Here is a 22,181-nt window from a genome sequence, read left to right on the forward strand (position 1 = left end):
TTGGAGTTTGATATTAATGAATTTTGGGAGCATTTTAATACTGAAATGCATCAACGCTTTAACGAAGTCGCATATAATGCTTGGTTCAAACATACCAAGCCTATTTCTTTTGACCAGACCAGCCATGAATTAAAAATTGCCGTTCAGAATCCGGTAACCAAAGGTTATTGGGAAAAGAACCTATCTGCTCAATTAATTCAATCAGCATATGGTTATGCCAATATTGAAGTCATTCCGATTTTTCGAATTGAAGAAACTAGTAGCACCGAGCGTTTAGTTACACCGAGTTCACAGCCAAAGATGCCAACAGCTCAGACACAAAAGACCACACCTAATGCTTTTGTCCGCAATCTTAAATTAAACGAAAAATATACTTTTGATAACTTTGTCCAAGGTGAAGGAAACAAGTTAGCTGCTGGCGCTGCATTAGCAGTTGCGGATAGTCCTGGTAGTTTTTATAATCCACTTTTTATTTTTGGTGGTGTGGGATTAGGTAAAACCCACCTAATGCAGGCCATTGGTCATCAAATGTTAGCTGAACGTCCAAATGCCAAAATCGTCTATATTCAAAGCGAAACTTTTGTCAATGATTTTATTAATTCCATCAAAAATAAAACGCAAGATCAATTTCGGGAAAAATACCGAACTTGCGATTTATTATTAGTCGACGACATTCAGTTCTTTGCTAAAAAAGAAGGAATTCAAGAAGAATTCTTCCATACTTTTGAAACGCTCTATAACGATCAAAAACAAATCGTTATGACTAGTGACCGCTTACCAACTGAAATTCCCGATTTATCTGAAAGATTAGTTTCTCGCTTTACCTGGGGTTTGCAAGTTGAAATTACTCCTCCAGACTTAGAGACGCGAATTGCAATTTTACGCAAAAAAGCAGAAGCGGAAAACCTCACTATTGATGACAACACCTTAGATTATATTGCTTCACAAGTTGATACTAACATTCGGGAACTAGAGGGGGCACTGGTCAAAGTACAAGCACATGCCACAATTGAGCATGAAGATATTAATGTTAATTTAGCGCGTGAAGCATTGGCCGACCTAAAATTAGTACAAAAAAATCAAGGACTGCAAATTTCTAAAATTCAAGAAGTTGTTGCAAATTACTTTCAAACTTCAACTTTTGAGTTAAAAGGTAAGAAAAGAGTTCGGCAAATCGTGATACCACGCCAGATTGCCATGTATTTGTCACGTGAATTAACTGATTCTAGTTTGCCAAAAATCGGACAAGAATTCGGTGGTAAAGATCATACTACCGTAATGCATGCTTATGAAAAAATCAGCCAAGAAATTAAAACTAATTCAGATATTAAGACTGCAGTTTTTGATTTAAAGCAAATGCTCGATCACTAACTAAATTAATCCTTGTGGAAAAGATATTGACTTATACACAACTTCTTAACCGTACGAATTACGTTATTTTAGGGTCAACTTGCTTTTTCAACACAAATCACAGGACCTACTAATACTACTTAAATAAATATATAATTAATATATAAAGAAATTAGCCATTACAGGAGGCAACTATGAAATTTACTGTTAATCGAAATCTATTTATCGATAATTTAAATAACGTCATGCATGCAATCTCTTCTAGAACAGCAATTCCTATTCTCAGTGGTATCAAACTTAACCTATCTGAAAATGAATTACTACTGACAGGAAGTGATACTGAAATATCAATTGAAATTCGCATTCCAGTCAGTGAAGATTTAAAAGTCGACTCTCCAGGATCAATTGTACTACCTGCACGCTTTTTTAGTGAAATAATCAAACGGTTGCCAGGTAAGGAATTTTCACTAGAAGTAAAAGAAAGCTTTCAAACCCAAATTGTTTCCGAAAATAGCGAATTTACGATTAATGGATTAGATTCCAATACTTACCCAAGATTACCGGAAATTCCCGACAATTCCGCTTTTATAATTTCGGGAAAAACTTTCCGTGAAATTATCAATGAAACCCAATTTGCTGTTGCTACTCAAGAAAGTCGCCTCGTATTAACGGGCGTTCATTTTACCTTTAGTCCCAATAAAATTCATGCCGTTGCAACTGATTCACACCGCTTATCAAGTCGTGCTTTAATTTTATATCAAGGTGCACCAACTGAAACTGATTTAATTATTCCAGGAAAAAGCTTATTAGAATTAGCGCGAATTATTGGTGAGACAGATCCTCAAATTAAAGTTTGTCCAGGTGAAAACCAAGTATTATTTGAAATTGGTAATATCTTATTTTATTCGCGGTTACTTGAAGGCAGTTACCCAGATACAGCTCGGTTAATTCCAACTGAAAGTACAACTCAAGTTGAATTTGATTTGGCTGAATTATCTAGTGCACTTGATCGAGCAAGTTTATTGACGCATGCTGGGCGTAATAACGTAGTTGATTTAACCTTAGATACAGAAAAGCAAAGTGCTAAATTATCGGGTGAGTCGGCAGAAATCGGTAATGTTGAAGAAAACGTAAGTTTTCGCAAACTCACTGGTAGCAATTTAAAAATATCATTTAACCCAGATTACTTACGTGATGCCTTGCGCGCGTCTGTATCTGATGCAGTAATTATGGAATTTACGCAACCTCTGCGTCCGTTTACTGTTAATCCAAATAAAACGGACATTGACTTTGTCCAATTAATTACCCCAGTTAGAACTTTTTAGAAAAAAAGCCATTAAAAAAAGCTATTAATTTAAACTAATGGCTTTTTTTTGTATGACCTTGTTAAAATGGTCAAGATGGGGGCTGTATTTTATTTTTGAGTCCTTTACTATAAAATGTTTATTTTGAAAAACAGCGGTTATAGGGCTTTATATTGCCACTTAAGTTGTCTTTTAGTGATGAAACGAATATACTTAATAATAAGAAATATTAGAAGTTTATAGTGGTGAAGGTGGATATTATTAAGGAATTTAAAGTAAAGGGCGAATATATTACCCTGAGTCAATTTCTCAAAGAAGAAAGTATCATTTCATCGGGTGGACAAGCTAAATGGTACCTGCAGGAAAATCCGGTTTTTCTTAATGGAGTCAAAGAGAATCGGCGTGGTAAAAAAATTAGACCTGATGATCAAGTTAAAATAGCTGACGAAACATATAAATTTCGGTAAGCAACAAAAAGATGTACCTTAAGCATTTTATTGCGCAACATTATCGTAATTTACACCAATGCGATATTAATTTTGATCCTAACGTTAATATTTTTATTGGACAAAATGCGCAGGGAAAAACAAACTTGCTCGAAGCTATTTATTTTTTGGCATTAACTAGATCGCATCGTACAAATAACGACAAAGATTTAATTGCTTTTAAACAGGAGTATGCAAATATTTCAGGTCGTGTTTATAAAAGTCAGCTTGATTTGTCCTTGCGCGTCCTAATTACAAAAAAAGGTAAAAAAGCTTGGATCAATCGTATTGAGCAAGCCAAACTTTCTAAGTATGTTGGACAGTTAAATGCTATTTTATTTTCTCCTGAAGACCTAGAACTTATTAAGGGGGCGCCGGCTCTGCGGCGGCGTTTTATGGATCAAGAATTTGGCCAGATTGATGCGGAATATCTTTACTTTGCTGGTAAGTATAAGCAAGTATTACAGCAAAAAAATAATTACCTTAAGCAACTAGCTAGAGGTAGAACGAAAGATACTGTCTTCTTAGAGGTTCTATCTGATCAATTGGCTGGGGTAGCTGCAGAAATAATTGTAAGACGATTTAAATTTTTAAGATATTTGGATAAATATGCTAAAGAGGCTTATAAGCACATTAGTTCAAGTGGAGAGCTACTGCAAGTTACCTATAGACCTTCAGTTAGTGATATTACTAGTCATGACAGTTTAGAAGAAGTTTATCGTAAGTTGCGAGTTAGTTTTCAAAAAAATCAGACTAATGAAATTACGAAGGGAACGACTTTAAGTGGTCCACACCGGGATGATATTGAATTTGAATTAGATAATAAAGATGCTCATTTATATGGATCCCAAGGACAACAAAGGACAATCGCACTTAGTATTAAGTTAGCGGAAATACAACTAGTTCATCATTTAACAGATGAGTATCCGCTGCTTTTGCTTGATGATGTAATGAGCGAACTTGATTACAACCGTCAAAATGCGTTGCTAAATTATATTCATGGTAAAACGCAAACCTTTATAACAACAACAGATCTTGCAGGTATTTCCTGGGAAATAATAAAAAAGCCCAAAATATTTCGAATGAAGTCTGGAAAAATTTATTTAGAAGAAGGGAAATTGAATGGCCGATAATAAAAAAGAAAATATTGATCAAATTAAACAATACGAAAAAGAAGCTGATAAATATAATGCCAGTCAAATTCAAGTCTTAGGTGGACTTGAGGCTGTTCGTAAACGACCTGGGATGTATATTGGGTCAACTAGTTCTCAAGGATTACACCACTTGGTTTGGGAAATAATTGATAATGGTATTGATGAGAGTCTAGCCGGATTTGCCACTAAAATTGAAGTCACTATTAACGAAGATGGTAGTGTTATTGTTCAAGATGATGGACGTGGTATTCCGGTTGATATTCAAAAGAAAACAGGACGTCCAGCATTGGAAACTGTTTTTACAGTTTTACATGCCGGTGGAAAATTTGGCGGTGGTGGATATAAGGTTTCTGGTGGATTGCATGGTGTTGGGGCATCGGTAGTTAATGCACTATCAACTAAACTTGACGTTACCACTATGCGTGATGGCCAGAAGTATTACATTGACTTTGACCATGGTCGGGTTAATACTGAAATGAAGCTTGCAGGAACTGTACCGTCGAGTGAGCATGGAACAATTGTTCACTTTTTTCCCGACCCAGATATTTTTACAGAGACTACTTCATTTGATGATCAGGTATTGAAAAATAGGATTCGCGAGTTAGCTTTCTTGAATAAAGGTTTGAAGTTAACCTTTACTGATCAGCGAAAAGAAAGTGCTGAAACTGATGTATATCACTTTGAAGGTGGTATAAAAGAATATGTTTCATTTTTAAATAAGGGTAATGACGTTCTATTTACTGAACCAATTTATGTTGACGGCACTTACAATGACATTAATGTTGAAGTTGCCTTGCAATATACTACTGGTTATAAAACGACATTAATGACTTTTGCTAACAATATCCATACTTATGAAGGTGGAATGCATGAGGCTGGCTTTAAGACGGCCTTAACGAGAGTAGTTAATGATTATGCCCATAAGACCAAGTTGCTAAAGGATAATGATGATAATCTTTCAGGTGAAGATATTCGGGAAGGCATGACTGCTGTTGTTTCAGTTAAGCATCCAAATCCACAATTTGAAGGACAGACAAAAACTAAACTGGGCAATTCTGACGCTCGAACTGCGGTTGATCATTCGTTTTCTGAAACTTTTAACAACTTTTTGTTAGAGAATCCGCAAGTTGCACGCAAAATAGTGGAAAAGGCGCAGTTAGCTGAAAGGGCACGGACAGCTGCTAAGCGAGCACGTGAAGTAACGCGGAAAAAATCGGGCTTAGAAATTGCTAATTTACCTGGTAAATTAGCTGATAATACCAGTAATGATCCCAGCATTTCTGAATTGTTTATTGTTGAGGGAAATTCTGCCGGTGGTTCTGCTAAGCAAGGTCGGTCGCGGTTGACTCAAGCAATTTTACCAATTAGAGGTAAGATTTTAAATGTTGAAAAAGCGTCAATGGATCGTATTTTAGCGAATGAAGAGATTAGATCTTTGTTTACAGCCTTAGGCACGGGTTTTGGCGCTGACTTTGATGTCTCTAAAGCAAGGTACCATAAGCTAATTATTATGACAGATGCGGACGTTGATGGGGCTCATATTAGAACCCTGTTGCTAACCTTGTTTTATAACTATATGAAACCAATGATTGAAAAGGGATATGTTTATATTGCACGTCCACCTCTATATCAGGTGCGCCAGGGTAAAGTAATCAGATACCTTGATACTGATGAAGAGCTACATGATTACCTAGGTAGTCTCCAGCCTAGTCCTAAGCCAACGGTGCAACGCTACAAAGGATTAGGTGAAATGGATCCAGAGCAATTGTGGGAGACAACTATGAATCCCGAAAATCGTCGCCTTGATCGAGTTAGTCCTGAATATGCTAAAAATGTAGATGAAGTTTTTGAATTATTAATGGGTAATGAGGTAGCACCACGACGTAAATTTATTGAAGAAAACGCTAAATACGTTGAAAATATAGATGCATAGGGAGGTTTAAATGGATAACGACAATCAAGGTCAGGATCATCGAATAAGAAATGTTGATTTGACTAGCGTAATGAACAGTTCGTTTCTTGATTATGCCATGTCGGTTATTGTGGCTCGAGCATTACCAGATGTTCGGGATGGCTTAAAGCCAGTACAGCGCCGTATTCTTTATGGTATGAGTGAACTGGGAGTTACACCGGATAAACCATATAAAAAATCAGCTAGAATTGTGGGAGAAGTTATGGGTAAGTTTCACCCCCATGGTGATTCTTCGATTTATTTAGCGATGGCGCACATGGCCCAGGATTTTAGTTACCGCTACATGTTAGTAGATGGACATGGTAATTTTGGTTCGGTTGATGGTGATGAGCCAGCCGCAATGCGGTATACTGAAGCCCGCATGAGTAAAATTGCGGTTGAAATGTTACGGGATATTAATAAAAATACGATTGACTGGCAGCGGAATTATGATGATTCTGAGAATGAGCCGATTGTTTTGCCGGCTAGAATTCCGAACCTTTTGGTAAACGGTACAAGTGGTATAGCAGTAGGAATGACAACTAATATACCACCACATAATTTATCAGAAGTTATTAAAGGGATACATATGGTGATGGACAATCCCGATGTTACGACTAAGGAGTTAATGAAAGCAATTCCTGGACCTGATTTCCCAACGGGTGGGACAATCATGGGTCATAGTGGCATCTATCGTGCTTATGAAACTGGCCGTGGTAATATTGTCGTACGGGCTAATACTGACATTGAAACTGAAAAGAGTGGCCGAGAACGGATTGTTGTAACTGAGTTACCTTACTTAGTTAACAAGGCGGAATTAGTTAAGAAAATAGCTGATTTGGCACGGGCTAAAACAATTGATGGTATAACTGGAGTTCGAGATGAATCCGATCAGACAGGAATGCGCCTAACTATTGATATTCGACGAGATGCTAGCGCAAGTGTTGTACTAAATAATTTATTTAAGTTAACGCAAATGCAAGCAAATTTTGGGATGAATATGGTCGCGATTGTTGACGGCGCACCCCATTTTTTAAGCTTAAAACAAATGCTTGAATATTATCTTAAGCATCAAGAAGATGTTGTTACCCGTAGGACAAAGTTTGAGCTGGGTAAAGCTGAAGCTAGAGCTCACATTTTAGCTGGATTGAAGATTGCTTTAGATCATATTGATGAAATCGTACGAATTATTCGACAGAGTGAATCGAGTGATATTGCCAAAGCAGCTTTGATTAGTCGTTTCGGACTTGATGATAAGCAATCACAAGCAATCTTAGATATGCGTTTAGTACGTTTAACTGGCTTAGAGCGCGATAAAGTTGAAGAAGAATATAAAGAATTGCAAGTTAGAATTGCTGATTATAAGGATATTCTAGCTCATCGGGAGCGAATTAATGAGATTATCTATGAAGAATTGTTAGAAACACAAAAACGTTTTGGGGATGAACGTCGCACTAAGATTGGCGATGGTGAAGTCATCTCAATCGAAGATGAGGATTTAATTGAAAAGCAGGATGTCTTATTAACTTTAACCCATAGTGGCTATATCAAGCGGATGCTCATTAATGAATTTAAAACGCAAAATCGTGGTGGTAAGGGCATCAAGGGAATGGGAATTAAAGATGGCGACTTTATTGAAAAATTAATGTATTCCAGTACCCATGACTTGTTACTATTCTTTAGTAATAAAGGTAAAGTTTATTCTAAGAAAGCCTATGAAATTCCTGAATTTAGTCGGACCGCTAAAGGCTTACCAATAGTTAATTTATTGCAATTGGAAAAGGGAGAAAAGATTGAAACAATCGTTAATATCCCTGAAGATGCAAATGATCAATATCTATTCTTTATTACTAAGTTAGGAGTTGTTAAGCGCACTCATGTTAGTGAATTTGCTAACATCAGAAATAGTGGGTTGATTGCGTTGACTTTACGCGATGGTGATGAATTAACCAATGTTTTATCAACTGATGGTAAACAGGATATTTTAATTGGAACCCATTTAGGTTATGCAGTTCGCTTTAATGAAACCACAGTTCGTTCAATGGGTAGAACAGCTGCTGGCGTACGTGGTATTAACTTGCGTGCTAATGATTATGTAGTTGGATCTGGTGTTGTGAGTGATCAAGATGAAATTATGGTTATTTCTGAAAAAGGTTACGGCAAACGTACATCTGCTGCTGAATATCCAACTAAGGGGCGTGGCGGTAAAGGAATTAAAACTGCTAATGTTACTGAAAAGAATGGTCCCTTATCTGGCGTGACCGTAATTGATAGTACCCAAAATATTATGGTGATTACCAATGATGGTATTATGATTCGCTTTAAAATTGATGATGTTTCGCAAACTGGGCGTAGTACAATTGGGGTTCGCTTAATTAAAATTAATGCTGAAAATAAGGTGGCCAGTTTGGCAATAGTTCCAGCAGAAGAAGATCAAACAGTTGGTGAAAAAGAAAGCCAAGATGAGGATATAAAAGACTAAGCCTCAACTATAAATTTTTAAAAAATTATCAGGCATTTTGACGTATTTATTCTATGAAGAGAGTAAAATCTTTTGTAGGATCACGTGAAGATAGTTTGGTAATTTTTTAGTATTGTGCTAAAATTAGGGATTGTGAGTAATAAATTGATTACTTTCCTTGTTCTTGAATTTTAGCAAGAACCATTTAGTCCAAAAGGAGGTGCACTAGTATGACAACTACAAAGTACGAAATAACTTATATTATTAAGCCTGATATTGATGAAGAATCAAAGAAGGCGCTAGTTGAAAACTATGATAAAGTTATTACCAATAATGGTGGTACGATGGTTGAGTCAAAAGACTGGGAAAAGCGTCATTTTGCATACGAAATCAACAAATATCGTGAGGGAACTTACCATATTATGGTTTTCACTGCTGATAACGCAGATGCAGTTAATGAATTTGATCGTCTATCTAAGATTGATACTGCTGTTTTACGTTCAATGACTGTTAAATTAGATAAATAGGCAAAAACTTTATCGTTTTCGTGATTTAGGAAAGGGGACCTATAGTATGATTAATCGAGTTGTACTTGTCGGCCGTTTAACACGTGATCCTGAATTACGTACTACTGGGAGTGGAATCTCGGTTGCTACGTTTACTCTTGCTGTTGATCGTCAGTATACTAACGCTCAAGGTGAGAGAGGAGCAGACTTTATCAGTTGTGTCATTTGGCGCAAGGCCGCAGAGAACTTCTGTAACTTTACGTCAAAAGGGTCACTTGTTGGTATTGATGGCCGGATTCAAACCAGAACATACGATAATAAAGATGGGCAAAGAGTATATGTGACTGAGGTTGTCGTTGATAACTTTTCACTGCTTGAATCACGCAAAGAGCGTGAAGCCCGTGGCCAAAATGGTGATTTTACACCGAATAATACCGGCAACTTTGGTAATCCAAATACCACTAGTTCGCCTAATATGGGAGCATCTAATCAAAATAACCCAATTAATAATCAGTCGGATGTAACGCAGGATCCGTTCGCTGGTTCGGGTGATACAATTGATATTTCGGATGACGATCTTCCATTCTAACTTTTAAAGAAAGGACCTAGGATATGGCTCAACAAAGAAGAGGCGGCCACCGTCGTCGTAAGGTTGACTTTATCGCAGCCAACCATATTGATTACGTTGACTACAAGGACGTTGATCTGTTGAAACGTTTTATCTCAGAAAGAGGTAAAATCTTACCACGTCGTGTCACTGGCACTAGCGCTAAGAATCAACGTAAAGTAGCTAAGGCAATTGAAAGAGCTCGCATTATGGGCTTGTTGCCATTTGTTACTGAAGATTAATTAGTCGAATAAAAATTTAAACGTACTAAGTTTTTGAAAACTTAGTACGTTTTTTAGTTAAGTATTAGAAAGTTTCTTATCCTGTAAATACAAGGTATAATAAAACTGATGTGTTTTACATTACTTTAGGAAGGATCTTACATGAAAGATTTTTTGCGTAATGAATTACCTGCTTTTGTTAAGGATTCACGGTTAACTGCTTCAGTAATTATCATTTTAGGTTTGTCTCTGTTAGGTAGTATTGTAGCGCTAATTATTAACCCTTTATTTGGGTTAGCGATGGGAGTAATTTTTATTCTTACGGTCGCGTGTGTTGTTTATGGTAGCTATATCCTTGCAGGTAATGCCAATAATTTTGCTGTCAATTTGTCTTATCGAATTAAGCGTAGTGAGCAAGAGGCGATGATTAAGATGCCACTGGGCATCTTACTTTATGATGATGACCGGCAAATTCAGTGGGTAAATCCATATTTACAACTTTATTTAAAAGATGAAGATTTAATTGGGCATACGATTAAATCAGTTGACTCAGAACTAGATAAGTTAATTGACGAGTCACTCAAAGCTAAAACTGCTGAAAATCATATCGTTAATTGGGATAGCCATGAATTTGAAATGGTTATTCAAGGTGATTTAAATGTGGTCTATTTACTTGATATTACCCGTTATGCCAAAATTGAGCAAAAATATAATAATGAATTATTAGTGCTTGGTCAAATCTTTATTGATAATTATGATGAATTAAGTGAAACGATGAGTGATCAAGAACTATCGACAACTAGTTCCTATGTACAAAATACTCTAAGTGAATATGCCAAAAATTATAATGCTTATTTAAAGCGAATTGATGAAGACCATTTTTTATTATTACTTCATATGCAAGATTTGACTAAAATGGAACAGGATAAGTTTTCAGTTTTAGACAAAATGCGCTTAGAAACTAGTCGTAATAATACTCCTTTAACCCTATCAATTGGAATAGCTTTTGGCAGTAGTTTGATTCTTGAGCTGGCCAATCAAGCGCAATCTAACCTGGATTTAGCTTTAGGACGTGGCGGAGATCAAGTGGTTTTAAGCCAACCAGGGCAAGCAGCGCGTTTTTATGGTGGTAAGTCTAATCCGATGGAGAAAAGGACGCGCGTAAGAGCGCGTATGGTCTCACAGGCAATTAGTGAGCTCTTTAAGGAAGCTGATCGGGTATTTGTGGTTGGCCATGCCAATCCTGATATGGATTCAATTGGTAGTGGCATTGGCGTGGTTAAGATTGCACGGCTGCACGGGGTGCAGGCTAACGTTGTTTTAGACTTAAATAAGACAAATTATGATGTTGGCCGGCTAGTTAATAAGTTGCAGCAAGCAAAGGAGAAGACTAATTTATTTATTTCAGCTAGTGCAGCCTTAGAAAATGTAACGGATAAGTCGGTATTAGTGATGGTTGATCATTCTAAATATTCGATAACCTATTCTAAAGAATTATATAATCGCTTGAAAAACAGAATTATTGTAATTGATCACCACCGCCGCGGGGAAGAATTTCCCGAAAATCCAATGCTAACTTATGTAGAACCATATGCTTCATCAGCTTGTGAATTGGTAACAGAAATGGTTGAGTATCAGCAGCCTAGTTCTGGCAAACGAGTCTTGACGGATCTTGAAGCAACCGCAATGCTAGCAGGGATTACAGTTGATTCTAAAGAATTTTCCTTGCGTACAGGGACCCGAACCTTTGATGCAGCGAGTTATTTGCGCTCAATTGGTGCTAGTTCTGTTGGGGTTAGCGAACTACTTAAAGAGGATATTGATAGTTTTTTAGAACGTACTCGTTTAGTTAGTAGCTTGAAAATGATCAAACCTCAGATGGCTGTTTTATGTGGACCTGATGATAAGATAATAGATCCAATTATTACTGCTCAAGCTGCAGATACAGCCCTTGATTTAAAAAATGTTGAGGCCAGCTTTGCGCTTACGCGTAGGAGTAAAGATACGATTGGTATATCAGCTCGATCAATGGGTGAAATTAATGTGCAAGTCATTATGGAAAAGCTGGGTGGCGGGGGGCACTTGTCTAATGCAGCTACCCAAATAAAAGATGTATCTGTGAATGAGGCACTTGCCAAATTGGTTGAAGCAGTGGATACTTATGAGCAAGAAAATGAATAGTAAAGGAGAAAACAATGAAAGTTATTTTTACTGAAGACGTTAGAGGTCGTGGGAAACGTGGTGAAGTAAAGGAAGTCCCTGATGGCTATGCCCAAAATTATTTAATTAAGAGAGGCTTGGCTAAGGCGGCTACTAAGGCCAATATGCATACTTTAGAGCGGGTTACTGCTAATGAAAAAGCTGCTTATGAAAGTGAAAAAGCTGAAGCTGAAAAAGTAAAGGCTCTTCTTGACCAAGATAAAACTGTAGTTAATTTTAAATCAAAGGCTGGGTCTGATTCACGTTTGTTTGGCTCAATTTCAAGTAAGCGAATTGTTGAGGGCTTGGAAGAGCAGTTTGGTATCAAGGTGGACAAGCGCAAATTAAACCTGCGTGAGCCAATTAAAACTTTAGGGTATACCAATGTGCCTGTTAAGTTATTTAAAGGTGTAGAGGGCAAAATTCGCGTTCATATTACTGAACAAGATTAACATGTTCAAGTGCAAGCTGATAAAAGTGGTTTTAATTAATGGATAATATTATTTCGCAACAGGTACCACATGATGATGGAGCGGAAAAAGCAGTTTTAGGCGCAATTTTTATTAATCCAGCGGCAATAGCTGATGCCAGTGCTGAAGTTCAACCAAGTGATTTTTATAAAAAGGCTAACCAATTAATTTTTCAGGCAATGATAGATCTATCTGATCGTGAAGATGAGATTGATCCGGTCACTCTGCAGGATGAATTAACTAAGAAAAATCAATTGGATGATATTGGCGGTATTGCTTATGTTTCTGACCTGGCAATGGCAACGCCAACAGCTGCTCATATAGTGTATTATGCTAAAATTGTCCATCGCAAGGCACTATTGCGGCGTCTTATTTCTGCAAGTCAAAAAATCATAACTAATGCGATGCAAGATTCAGAAGATGTAACTGATATTCTGGATAATGCAGAAAGCGAAATTATGAATGTTTCCTCTGAAAATAATGCTAATGGTTTTCGGGGAATTAAAGAAATTGTCAATTCAACGATTGAAGAGATTAATCAAATCCCTGAAGATGGTAATATGGTTACAGGGATGCCGACAGGTTTTGTCGAATTAGACAAAATGACAACTGGATTTCATAACGATGAGTTGATTATTATTGCAGCTCGACCAGGTGTGGGTAAAACTTCTTTTGCATTGAATGTGGCACAGTATGTGGGCTTGCATGTTCATAAAACAGTAGCCATGTTTTCTTTAGAAATGAGTGGGGAGCAACTTGTTCAACGGATGTTATCTTCTGAGGGGCTAATTAATTCGCAACATCTGCGAACGGGACAATTGGATGAGGAAGAATGGCAAAAATTAGTTGTTGCCTCAGGCTCCTTAGCAACTGCGCAAATTTATATTGATGACACTCCGGGCATTAAAATGAGCGAAATTAGGGCCCAATCAAGGCGGCTGGCTAAGGAAACGGGCGACTTAGGTCTAATAGTAATTGATTATTTACAATTGATTGAAGGTCCACGTAGTGAATCGCGGCAACAAGAAGTTTCAGCAATTTCTCGACAATTAAAAAAGCTTGCTAAAGAAGTTCATGTCCCAGTTATTGCATTATCGCAATTATCGCGGTCAGTGGAACAGCGTCAAGATAAGCGGCCAATTTTATCAGATATTCGTGAGTCTGGCTCAATTGAACAAGATGCGGATATTGTTTCATTTTTATATCGAGATGACTATTATCATGATGAGGATCAAGAAGACGGTCCCCAACAGAATAGTGATCTTGATAATGAAAATGGTGAAGTAGAGGTCATTATTGAAAAGAATCGTTCAGGTAGCCGTGGAACTGTAAAATTAATGTTTTCCAAACCGTATAATCGCTTTTCAAATCTCGATTATAGTCACGATCAACCACCAAAATGAGTAACAATATAAATTATATATGTTATTTAATAAAGCTTTATAGTTTAATAGTGGTAAAGAAACTTGTAAAAAATAAAGCGTTTTTAGTGACAATGATTATAATAAATTGTACTATTAAGAGGTAAACATATTATTTTCGCTAATTTTTTAGGGAAAGGACATAATATTATGGCTGATAAAGGATTAAAAGATAAATTAGCTGGTAAAGCTAATGAAGTTAAAGGAAAAATGCAACAAGTTGCTGGAGACGTTAAAGATAAGGCGCAAGAAGCAACCGAAAATGTAAAAGATAAAGTTGATGACGTTAAAGAAAACATGAAGAAATAACGCTCAACTACTAAAAAGGCGAAGGACATATTTGTCCTTCGCCTTTTCATGTTTCATGTGAAACACTAATGATTTTTGTTTTTAACTTTTATTGGTAATTTAAGCTGGGGATGGTCTGAATCATAAAATTCATAAAATATGGGAGCTACTGCAGAATCGTTGCTTTTAGGGTAAAGTTCATAATTATTTGCCATTAAAGGTAAAGTCATATTGTTTTTATATGAAACCCAAATACTGGTAAAAATTTGGGTGAGCAATTTGCGTTCTTGCGGTTCAAGCGCCAGTAAAGCACGACTTAACCGATAAGTACCCACTAATTTATTGTTGGTCAGTTGATGTAACTCGTTGATATCCATGTTTTCAAATGCTTCAAATAAATCAGCAAAAGCTTCGCCGCGTCTTTCTTTAGGAATCGAATTATTAAAATTAATCAGTGCATGGCGAATTACCCGACTGCCTGCAGATAATCCTTCAGCTAAAGTAAAACTATCGCGAGCAACAGACCAACGACGTGGATCGTGTTGATTGCGCATGGGGGCAGTACTTTTAACAACTAAAGTTTGTTCAGGATGATCGAGCATAGCACCAAAAACTGATCCCTGTGGAATGTAAGTTTTCATCTGGGGTAGGGCACGTTTAAAACCGTCACTGGTATATACCTTACGAAAGAAGCCCGGGCCATCAAAATTAATTGCTTTGATAACTCTTTTTTGAATGTTGGCATCAACTGCACTTAGTGCATATTGAGCAAAATTTCCCCCTTTTGAATGACCTACAAGATAAATTCGCTTATCTGAAAATTGCTTAGCAATTGTTGTTAGATATTCAGCAGCAACATTTTGCCCATAAATTTCTGGCAAATAGTTCATTCGCATATCTTCTTTCCAGCCAATCATTGAACCATCAGTACCACGAAAGGCAATAACAATTGTGTTATCGTCAATAATAAATGTAGCTGCACTAAATTGGAGGGGATGTGGTTCCTTCTCCAAGCGCGTAGTCCAGTCAAGAATTTTTATCTCACCTATGCGCGGGCTTTCAGCAAGTAATAAAATTTCAGCAGCAGTTTCGGAATGCATTTGATGTTGAAAAGAGGGTAAGCTCTGCAACTTTTTGGCTAACTCACCAAGTGTATGGTTAACAACAGAATTATCGGCAGGTAAGTATGCTAGGGATGCTAATAAAGAGGCATCGACACTGTTGAACGGCTTTTCGGTAAATGGTAAGTCACCACGCCAACGTAAATAATCAAGTGAATTAGACATAAAATTACCCCTTTCTGATATATAACTACATTTTAAATTGATTTGGTCCGTAATGAAAAAATAAGGACAAAAAAACAATAGAATTAACTATTGCTTAATGTTTATTATTTAATGATTTACCCATTAGTTGTATAACTAATTCGTTTAATATCCGGATATTTGCGCAAAGCCATAATAATATTATTTTCATCAATATTATTATTAATAATGCCATCAACAACAAAGATAATTCGTTCATCACTGACATCCATTATTTTTACAGAAATACTTTCAACGTGATTAGCAGTCAACTCATGCTCAATTGTTTGTAGAATATGCGGCTTATTGACAGTTTCAATTTGAATATTAAAGCGAATATGACGAATAATTCTATCTATTAAATTATCATCATGAAACAGCATTTGAACGATAAACAAGAGCAAGGTGGCTGTAATACCCAGTAAATAAAGTCCAGAGCCGATGGCTGTCCCGATAGCTGCTGTAGCCCAGATACCGGCTGCAGTTGTTAGACCGGAAATTTGCTGCTTTTTTATTAAAATAGTTCCAGCACCGATAAAGGAAATTCCAGTAACAATTTGAGCAGCAATTCTTGAAGGGTCTAAGGCAATGTTAGACATCTTAAGTAGATCGTTAAAGCCATATTTAGAAATTATCATGAATAATGAAGATGAAAAGGCAACAACAATATGGGTTCTTACCCCTGCACTTTTTCTTTGAATAGCGCGCTCATAACCAATTAAAGCGCCGCATAAGGAAGCGACGATAATCCGCAATATCCAAGAAAATTCTGTAGCGAATGGTATTAAAATAGCCATTATATTCCTCCCTTTTTAAATCCAAATTTAATTATACGCTTAATAACAGAGATAGTATTGTAGTTAAGAAAAAATAAAAAAAAGCAAAAAAGGACTTGCATATTAGCAACTAATATGGTTAAATAAATATCGTTGTTGAGTTAACAACGCTGACTTAGCTCAGTTGGCAGAGCACGTCACTAGTAATGATGAGGTCGGAGGTTCGAATCCTCTAGTCAGCATTATTTTTATGCGATAAGTTATTTAAAGCCTTTCAATCGGTACTTAAAAGTATTGATTTGAAGGCTTTTTTGTTGATTTGAACTAAAATGAAATGTTTTGAAAATAATTTAAATTAAAGGAAATATTTTGAAATAAACACATAAAAACACACAACGTGTTTTTTAGAAGGAATTTTATTATTTTAGAGAGTGTCAAAATGGCTTAAAAACGGGCTTAGAGGCCCGTTTTTTTGTGTGTTTATCGAATTTTAATCGTGTGTTTTGTATAATTAAGATGATTTATGTTGAATTAAAGGAACAGCACACGATGAAAAGTAATTTTGAATTCTTGAATACCAATGAGCTAACCAGACAATATTTTAATAGAGCGTCACAAGCTGAATTAAGTTACGCTATGGGACTTTATCCTAATGTTTTAACTTCTGTTAGAACTATTGCAGAAAATATTGCAAAAGACGTTGCAGATCAAAAGTTTCTTAAGATAGACGAGAGAGAAACTTTTGATAGTGTCCTTAAGCGTTTAAAGCAAGGTGCTTACATTGATGACTATTCATTACAGCTTTTTTATGATATTAAAAATCCGGGTAATGTTGCAGCACATACTTTAGAAGATACTTTTAAAGAAGAAGCATTAAAAGCATTAAAACAATTATTTGCACTTACTTCATGGTTTGTAGGTGCCTTTTATCGTGAAAAGATTGATGCTACAGACTTTAAAGAGCCTGAGAAATCAGAATATCTTTATCAAACTACTACATATCAGCCTAGTAATGATGAAAGAAATTTAATTTATATTCAAACAGCAGATAATTCTTCTGGTAAATTTCAAGTATATGAAGGTAACCAAAAAGTTGGAAAAACTGGTGTTGGTGATCTTGCTGAAGATAATTCTGACAACAGTCCTTATTTACGTGATTGGGCTCAAAAGAGAATTAATCAATATATGAAGACATCCGGAGTACCAGCTAAATTAGAATGGGCTGAACTTGCCTATCGTAAGTCTGATGGTTGGTGGTTCTCTGATCATGATGTGCACTATGTACTTGAAAGATCAGGGATTAAGCATAGTCAAGATTTAGCAGGTGATGAATGGTTTGAAACTGATTTAGCTACTGCAAAAAAGGCTATCAAGGCTGTAAAAGAGGGTAAGGATAGTTTAGACGGAGTTATTCCACCTTCTAAAATAAAGATAGTTTTACGGCCGGAGCAACAAGAAGCAGTAGATAAAACTAAAGTTGGTTTTAAATCAGGGCAAAAGATGCTTTGGAATGCCAAGATGCGCTTTGGTAAGACTTTAACTGCTTTAAAACTGATTAAAGAAGAAAAATACCAAAAAGTTCTGATTATGACTCATCGTCCAGTTGTTGATGATGGTTGGTTTGATGACTTTAATAAGATAGGGATGCCAGATGCCGGTTATATTTATGGTTCTAAAAAGCAAGGACATAAAGATATAACTGACTTAGAGCAAACTGGAAAGCCTTATGTTTATTTTGCAAGTATTCAAGATTTAGGTGGTTCAGAAGCCGTAGGCGGAAAAGTTTCAGATAAAAATAGAGAGCTGTTCAAGGTTAACTGGGACTTAGTGATAGTTGATGAAGCGCATGAAGGTACACAGACAGAGTTAACTCAAAATATCTTAAATCTAGTAGTTAAAAAACATACTAAAGAATTAGATCTTTCAGGCACACCTTTCAATATTATTTCTGATTATGATGAAGATCATGTCTTTACTTGGGACTACACTATGGAACAAGAGGCTAAAAGTAATTGGGCTAAAATGCATCCCGGTGTAGAAAATCCATACTCTGGTTTACCTAAAGTATCAATGTTTACTTTTGAAATGAATGCCCATTTTAAAGACCCTCGGTTTACTGGTGATGATTTTGATAAATATACCTTTAACTTCAAGGAATTCTTTAGAACGGACAAAAATGGTAAGTTTGTTTATGAAAGTGATGTTAAGCATTTTCTAGATAATATTACTAATCCAGGTTCTACTAATTATCCTTTTTCAACACGTGAATTCAGAAATAGATTACGTCATACTTTATGGATTTTACCTGGAATTAAAGAAGCAAATGCGTTAGAAGATTTATTGAAGCAGCATCCCGTTTTTGGTTCAGAATATAAGATTTTAAATGTTGTTAGAAATGATAAATCTGATACAGTGCTTGGTACTGATAATGACGCTAAGGCTGAAAATAAAGCTATTGCAGAAGCTGATAAGGAAGGTAAAAAGACAATTACCTTAACGGTAAGAAAACTAACTACAGGGGCAACTATTCCCGAATGGACAGGGGTAATTTTCTTGTCCAATACTAATAGTGCTATGCAGTACTTACAAGCTGCCTTTAGAGCACAAACACCATATTCATCACCAGAATTTGGTAAAAAAGAGAATTGTTATATCTTTGATTTTGCTCCAGATCGTGCTTTAACTGTTATGGCTGAATCTACTAGTTTAGCTACTGGCGTTGGTAAGATTCAAACTAAGGAACAGCGTCAAAGAATGGCTAAGTTGATGAACTTTTTACCAATTATTGGTGAAAGTAACCAACAAATGAAACCATTTAAGGTAGATAGATTACTTGCAAAGATTAAACGTGCATATGCTGAAAAAGCTGTAAGAACCGGTTTTGACGATGATTTCATTTATAGTGACCAATTGCTATTGATTAAAGATGCAGACTTAGAAGCCTTTAACAATTTAAAAGGTATCATTGGTACTACTAAAAAAGATAAGAAACCAATGAAGATTGATGTTAATCATCAAGGCTTAGATGAAGAAGAATACGATAAAGCTGAAAAAGGTAGGAAGAAAAAGCCAAGAGAAAGAACACCAGAAGAACAAGCTGCTATAGATAAGGTTAAGAAGCTAAAAAAGCAACGTCGTACCATGATTTCGATCTTACGAGGTATTTCTATTAGAATTCCTATGATGATTTATGGTATGGATATTAAGTTTGATGAAGATGTTTCAATCAGAAAATTTGTTAATAATATTGATGATATTTCTTGGCAAGAATTCATGCCTAAAGGAATAACTAAAGAGCTGTTTAACCAGTTTATTAAGTACTATGATGCTGATGTTTTCATTGAAGCCGGGAAGATTATAAGACGACAGGTTAAAGAATTAGACCGTAGTGATCCTCTTGAAAGAGTTGATAAGTTAGCAGACATTTTCAGTACTTTTAGGAATCCTGATAAGGAAACAGTATTAACTCCATGGCGCGTTGTTAATATGCATTTAGGTAAGACAATAGGTGGTCTATCTTTCTACGACAAGCACTTTGAACAACCATATCAAGATGGTAAAGTTATTAGACGTTGGATTCAAACCGAGTATACTGATAAAACATTGAGTAGGGATGCGCATGTTTTGGAAATAAATTCCAAAACAGGTTTGTATCCTTTGTATGTAGCTACTTCGATTTATTGGCGAGAATTTCAAAAGATGAATAATCAACGTGCAGGTAAGTTCAATTTGGAAGATGAGCTGCTATTGTGGCAAAAAATCTTAAGGGAAAATATTTTCTTAGTTGCTAAAACACCAATGGCTAGAGAAATAGCTAAAAGAACTTTAGCCGGTTATCATTCTGATTGGGATATCAATGCGGAGTATGTTGAGAATATCGTTGATGACTCTAAAAAGAGTATTAATGATGAAGCTAAAAAGATTAAGGATTTATTTGGAAATATGAAATTTGATGTTGTAATCGGAAACCCACCTTATCAAGACCAAGCACATGGGGATCAGAGTAACTTTACTGCTCCTATTTATAATGAATTTATGGATTTGTCATATAAACTTTCAGATTTGGTAACTTTGATTACACCAGCTAGATTTTTATTTAACGCTGGTAGTACACCAAAAGACTGGAATAAAAAGATGCTTCATGATGAACATTTCAAAATAGAAAAATATGTGGCTAACAGTGCTGATGTATTTCCAAATACTGACATAAAAGGCGGAATAATCATTTCTCTAAGAGATAATAATAAAGTATTTGGTTCAATTTCTGATAAATATAAACCAGCAAATATTTTTGTCCCAGATAAAAGTTTAATAAATATATTACAAAAGGTATATTATTCAAACTTTACTAGTTTCAGTTCTATGGTGTATTCTAGAACTTCTTTTAAATTTACAAAGAAACTACATGAAGATTATCCTGATGCTATTAGTAAACTAAGTAAGGGACATGCTTTTGATGTTTCTTCTAATATATTTGAAAGACTACCTGAAGTCTTTAAATCCAATATTTCAAAACGAGAAATAGATAATTATTATGCAATAGTTGGGAGACTTAATGCTAAGAGAACTGAAAGATATATCAAAAGGAAATACATTTTTAATTCACATAATATAAATAAATATAAAGTCTTTTTACCACAAGTTAATGGTAATGGAACATTTGGAGAGACTTTGAGCTCACCTTTCGTGGCAACGCCAGGAATGGGTAGTACTGAAACATTTATGTCTATAGGTGCATTTGATGATTTGGATGAAGCTTTGGCAGTTAAAAAATATCTTTGTACAAAGTTTTTAAGAACTTTATTGGATATAAAGAAAACAACGCAGCATAATCCAGTAGTAACTTGGTCTTTTATACCATTACAGAATTTTACTTCTAAATCTGATATTGACTGGTCAAAATCGATTTCTGAAATTGATCAACAACTATATAAAAAATATAATTTATCAGAATCTGAGATTAATTTCATTGAAACGAAAGTGCAGGCTATGAAATGATGGACAACTTAAAACCGGATACTATAATGTTCCTTCTTAAGTTTATTCAAAATAATCCAAGGTATATAAATGATTTTAAAACTGGAAATTTGTATTTTACTCCTTTAAGGCAATTTATAGATTTAGAAAAATCGCAAAACAATTGTAAAACAGGGGATAAATATGAAGGAACTATTCACGAGAATATTAATAATTTAAAAAATTTAACAATAGCTGGCTATAAGGTAAATATTCATGATGTTCTAAATATGAGTTTAGATGCGACAATACCAGATTACATGTTAGATAATTATGGTATTTGTAGTTTCTTTGCTGTGCGTTTTAAAAATATTGAGAAAACTGATGATGGCTTTAATACTTATAAAATAAATGGAAGAACTTTGAATGATTTAAAAATGACGGAAGACGGGAATCGTATTTTGTTTGGTGTAAATAATGTGAGAGGATTATTTAAAGAAAGTGTTAATCATAAAATTAAAGGTGGTCCAGTACAATATTATGATCCAAATGACATAAATGCATATCAAATAGATGATAATGCTAAAATGTTTTATAAGCTTAAAAGGTATGAATTTCAGCATGAGTTTAGACTTATTAAAGATATATCTGATGGTAATAAGCTTTTACATTTTAATTCAATAGAAAATTTTGGATTTGATGCTACAGATATAGTTTTTAATGGCTAG

Annotated in this window: 17 protein-coding genes and 1 tRNA gene; 16 read left to right on the forward strand and 2 right to left on the reverse strand. The window is 35.5% G+C overall.

The window, feature by feature from the left end; all coding sequences use genetic code 11:
• The 13 genes from dnaA to F5ESL0233_RS00065 all read left to right on the forward strand — a co-directional run bounded on the left by dnaA (position 1) and on the right by F5ESL0233_RS00065 (position 14,438).
• Entirely contained in the window at positions 1–1,371 is a 1,371-nt protein-coding gene (gene dnaA, locus F5ESL0233_RS00005; RefSeq protein WP_122058136.1) for a chromosomal replication initiator protein DnaA, read from the forward strand.
• A gap of 173 nt (positions 1,372–1,544) precedes the next feature.
• Positions 1,545–2,675, forward strand: coding sequence for a DNA polymerase III subunit beta (gene dnaN / locus F5ESL0233_RS00010; protein WP_122058137.1), 1,131 nt, complete (start codon positions 1,545–1,547; stop codon positions 2,673–2,675).
• Positions 2,676–2,899: 224 nt separating this feature from the next.
• Entirely contained in the window at positions 2,900–3,121 is a 222-nt protein-coding gene (yaaA, locus tag F5ESL0233_RS00015) for a S4 domain-containing protein YaaA (RefSeq protein WP_165777840.1), read from the forward strand.
• 11 nt (positions 3,122–3,132) lie between these two features.
• Positions 3,133–4,272 carry a DNA replication/repair protein RecF gene (recF, locus tag F5ESL0233_RS00020; RefSeq protein ID WP_122058138.1) on the forward strand — a complete coding sequence of 380 codons (1,140 nt, stop codon included), beginning with the start codon at positions 3,133–3,135 and terminating at the stop codon, positions 4,270–4,272.
• Positions 4,262–6,226, forward strand: a complete 1,965-nt coding sequence (gyrB, locus tag F5ESL0233_RS00025; protein ID WP_090093304.1) for a DNA topoisomerase (ATP-hydrolyzing) subunit B — start codon at positions 4,262–4,264, stop codon at positions 6,224–6,226. Before recF ends, gyrB begins: the two co-directional genes overlap by 11 nt.
• Before the next feature lie 10 nt (positions 6,227–6,236).
• Positions 6,237–8,726, forward strand: a complete 2,490-nt coding sequence (gene gyrA / locus F5ESL0233_RS00030) for a DNA gyrase subunit A (protein WP_122058139.1) — start codon at positions 6,237–6,239, stop codon at positions 8,724–8,726.
• A gap of 209 nt (positions 8,727–8,935) precedes the next feature.
• The gene (rpsF, locus tag F5ESL0233_RS00035) at positions 8,936–9,232 is read left to right on the forward strand and encodes a 30S ribosomal protein S6 (RefSeq protein ID WP_090093300.1); all 297 of its coding nucleotides are present in this window, start codon (positions 8,936–8,938) and stop codon (positions 9,230–9,232) included.
• 46 nt (positions 9,233–9,278) lie between these two features.
• Entirely contained in the window at positions 9,279–9,800 is a 522-nt protein-coding gene (ssb, locus tag F5ESL0233_RS00040) for a single-stranded DNA-binding protein (RefSeq protein WP_090093299.1), read from the forward strand.
• Between the two features lie 23 nt (positions 9,801–9,823).
• A complete protein-coding gene (gene rpsR, locus F5ESL0233_RS00045; protein ID WP_090093298.1) occupies positions 9,824–10,060 on the forward strand; it encodes a 30S ribosomal protein S18 in 237 nt (78 codons plus the stop codon).
• Between the two features lie 141 nt (positions 10,061–10,201).
• Complete coding sequence (locus tag F5ESL0233_RS00050) at positions 10,202–12,220, forward strand: DHH family phosphoesterase (protein ID WP_122058140.1); 2,019 nt, start codon at positions 10,202–10,204, stop codon at positions 12,218–12,220.
• A gap of 14 nt (positions 12,221–12,234) precedes the next feature.
• Positions 12,235–12,690 carry a 50S ribosomal protein L9 gene (rplI, locus tag F5ESL0233_RS00055; RefSeq protein ID WP_090093295.1) on the forward strand — a complete coding sequence of 152 codons (456 nt, stop codon included), beginning with the start codon at positions 12,235–12,237 and terminating at the stop codon, positions 12,688–12,690.
• 38 nt (positions 12,691–12,728) lie between these two features.
• Positions 12,729–14,111: a replicative DNA helicase gene (gene dnaB / locus F5ESL0233_RS00060; RefSeq protein WP_090093293.1), complete on the forward strand. Its 1,383-nt coding sequence runs from the start codon at positions 12,729–12,731 to the stop codon at positions 14,109–14,111.
• A 168-nt stretch (positions 14,112–14,279) separates the two neighbouring features.
• Positions 14,280–14,438 (forward strand): YtxH domain-containing protein, encoded by a 159-nt coding sequence (locus F5ESL0233_RS00065; protein ID WP_118895854.1) that lies wholly within the window; start codon positions 14,280–14,282, stop codon positions 14,436–14,438.
• Positions 14,439–14,503: 65 nt separating this feature from the next.
• Here the strand turns inward: F5ESL0233_RS00065 and F5ESL0233_RS00070 are convergent, their stop codons facing one another.
• Both F5ESL0233_RS00070 and F5ESL0233_RS00075 read right to left on the reverse strand, forming a co-directional pair.
• Positions 14,504–15,703 carry a DUF2974 domain-containing protein gene (locus tag F5ESL0233_RS00070; protein WP_122058141.1) on the reverse strand — a complete coding sequence of 400 codons (1,200 nt, stop codon included), beginning with the start codon at positions 15,701–15,703 and terminating at the stop codon, positions 14,504–14,506.
• 116 nt (positions 15,704–15,819) lie between these two features.
• A complete protein-coding gene (locus tag F5ESL0233_RS00075) occupies positions 15,820–16,518 on the reverse strand; it encodes an MgtC/SapB family protein (RefSeq protein WP_090093291.1) in 699 nt (232 codons plus the stop codon).
• A gap of 148 nt (positions 16,519–16,666) precedes the next feature.
• On the opposite strand from F5ESL0233_RS00075, the gene F5ESL0233_RS00080 reads away from it, so the two are divergent.
• The 3 genes from F5ESL0233_RS00080 (at position 16,667) to F5ESL0233_RS00090 (ending at position 22,181) form a co-directional block, all read left to right on the forward strand.
• Positions 16,667–16,739: transfer RNA gene (locus F5ESL0233_RS00080), tRNA-Thr, on the forward strand.
• Positions 16,740–17,046: 307 nt separating this feature from the next.
• On the forward strand, positions 17,047–21,495 hold the full coding sequence (locus F5ESL0233_RS00085; RefSeq protein WP_122058143.1) for an Eco57I restriction-modification methylase domain-containing protein: 4,449 nt from the start codon (positions 17,047–17,049) through the stop codon (positions 21,493–21,495).
• Complete coding sequence (locus F5ESL0233_RS00090) at positions 21,492–22,181, forward strand: hypothetical protein (RefSeq protein WP_122058144.1); 690 nt, start codon at positions 21,492–21,494, stop codon at positions 22,179–22,181. Before F5ESL0233_RS00085 ends, F5ESL0233_RS00090 begins: the two co-directional genes overlap by 4 nt.

It is taken from the genome of Lactobacillus sp. ESL0233 (assembly GCF_003692995.1).
GTDB classification, from domain to species: domain Bacteria; phylum Bacillota; class Bacilli; order Lactobacillales; family Lactobacillaceae; genus Lactobacillus; species Lactobacillus bombicola.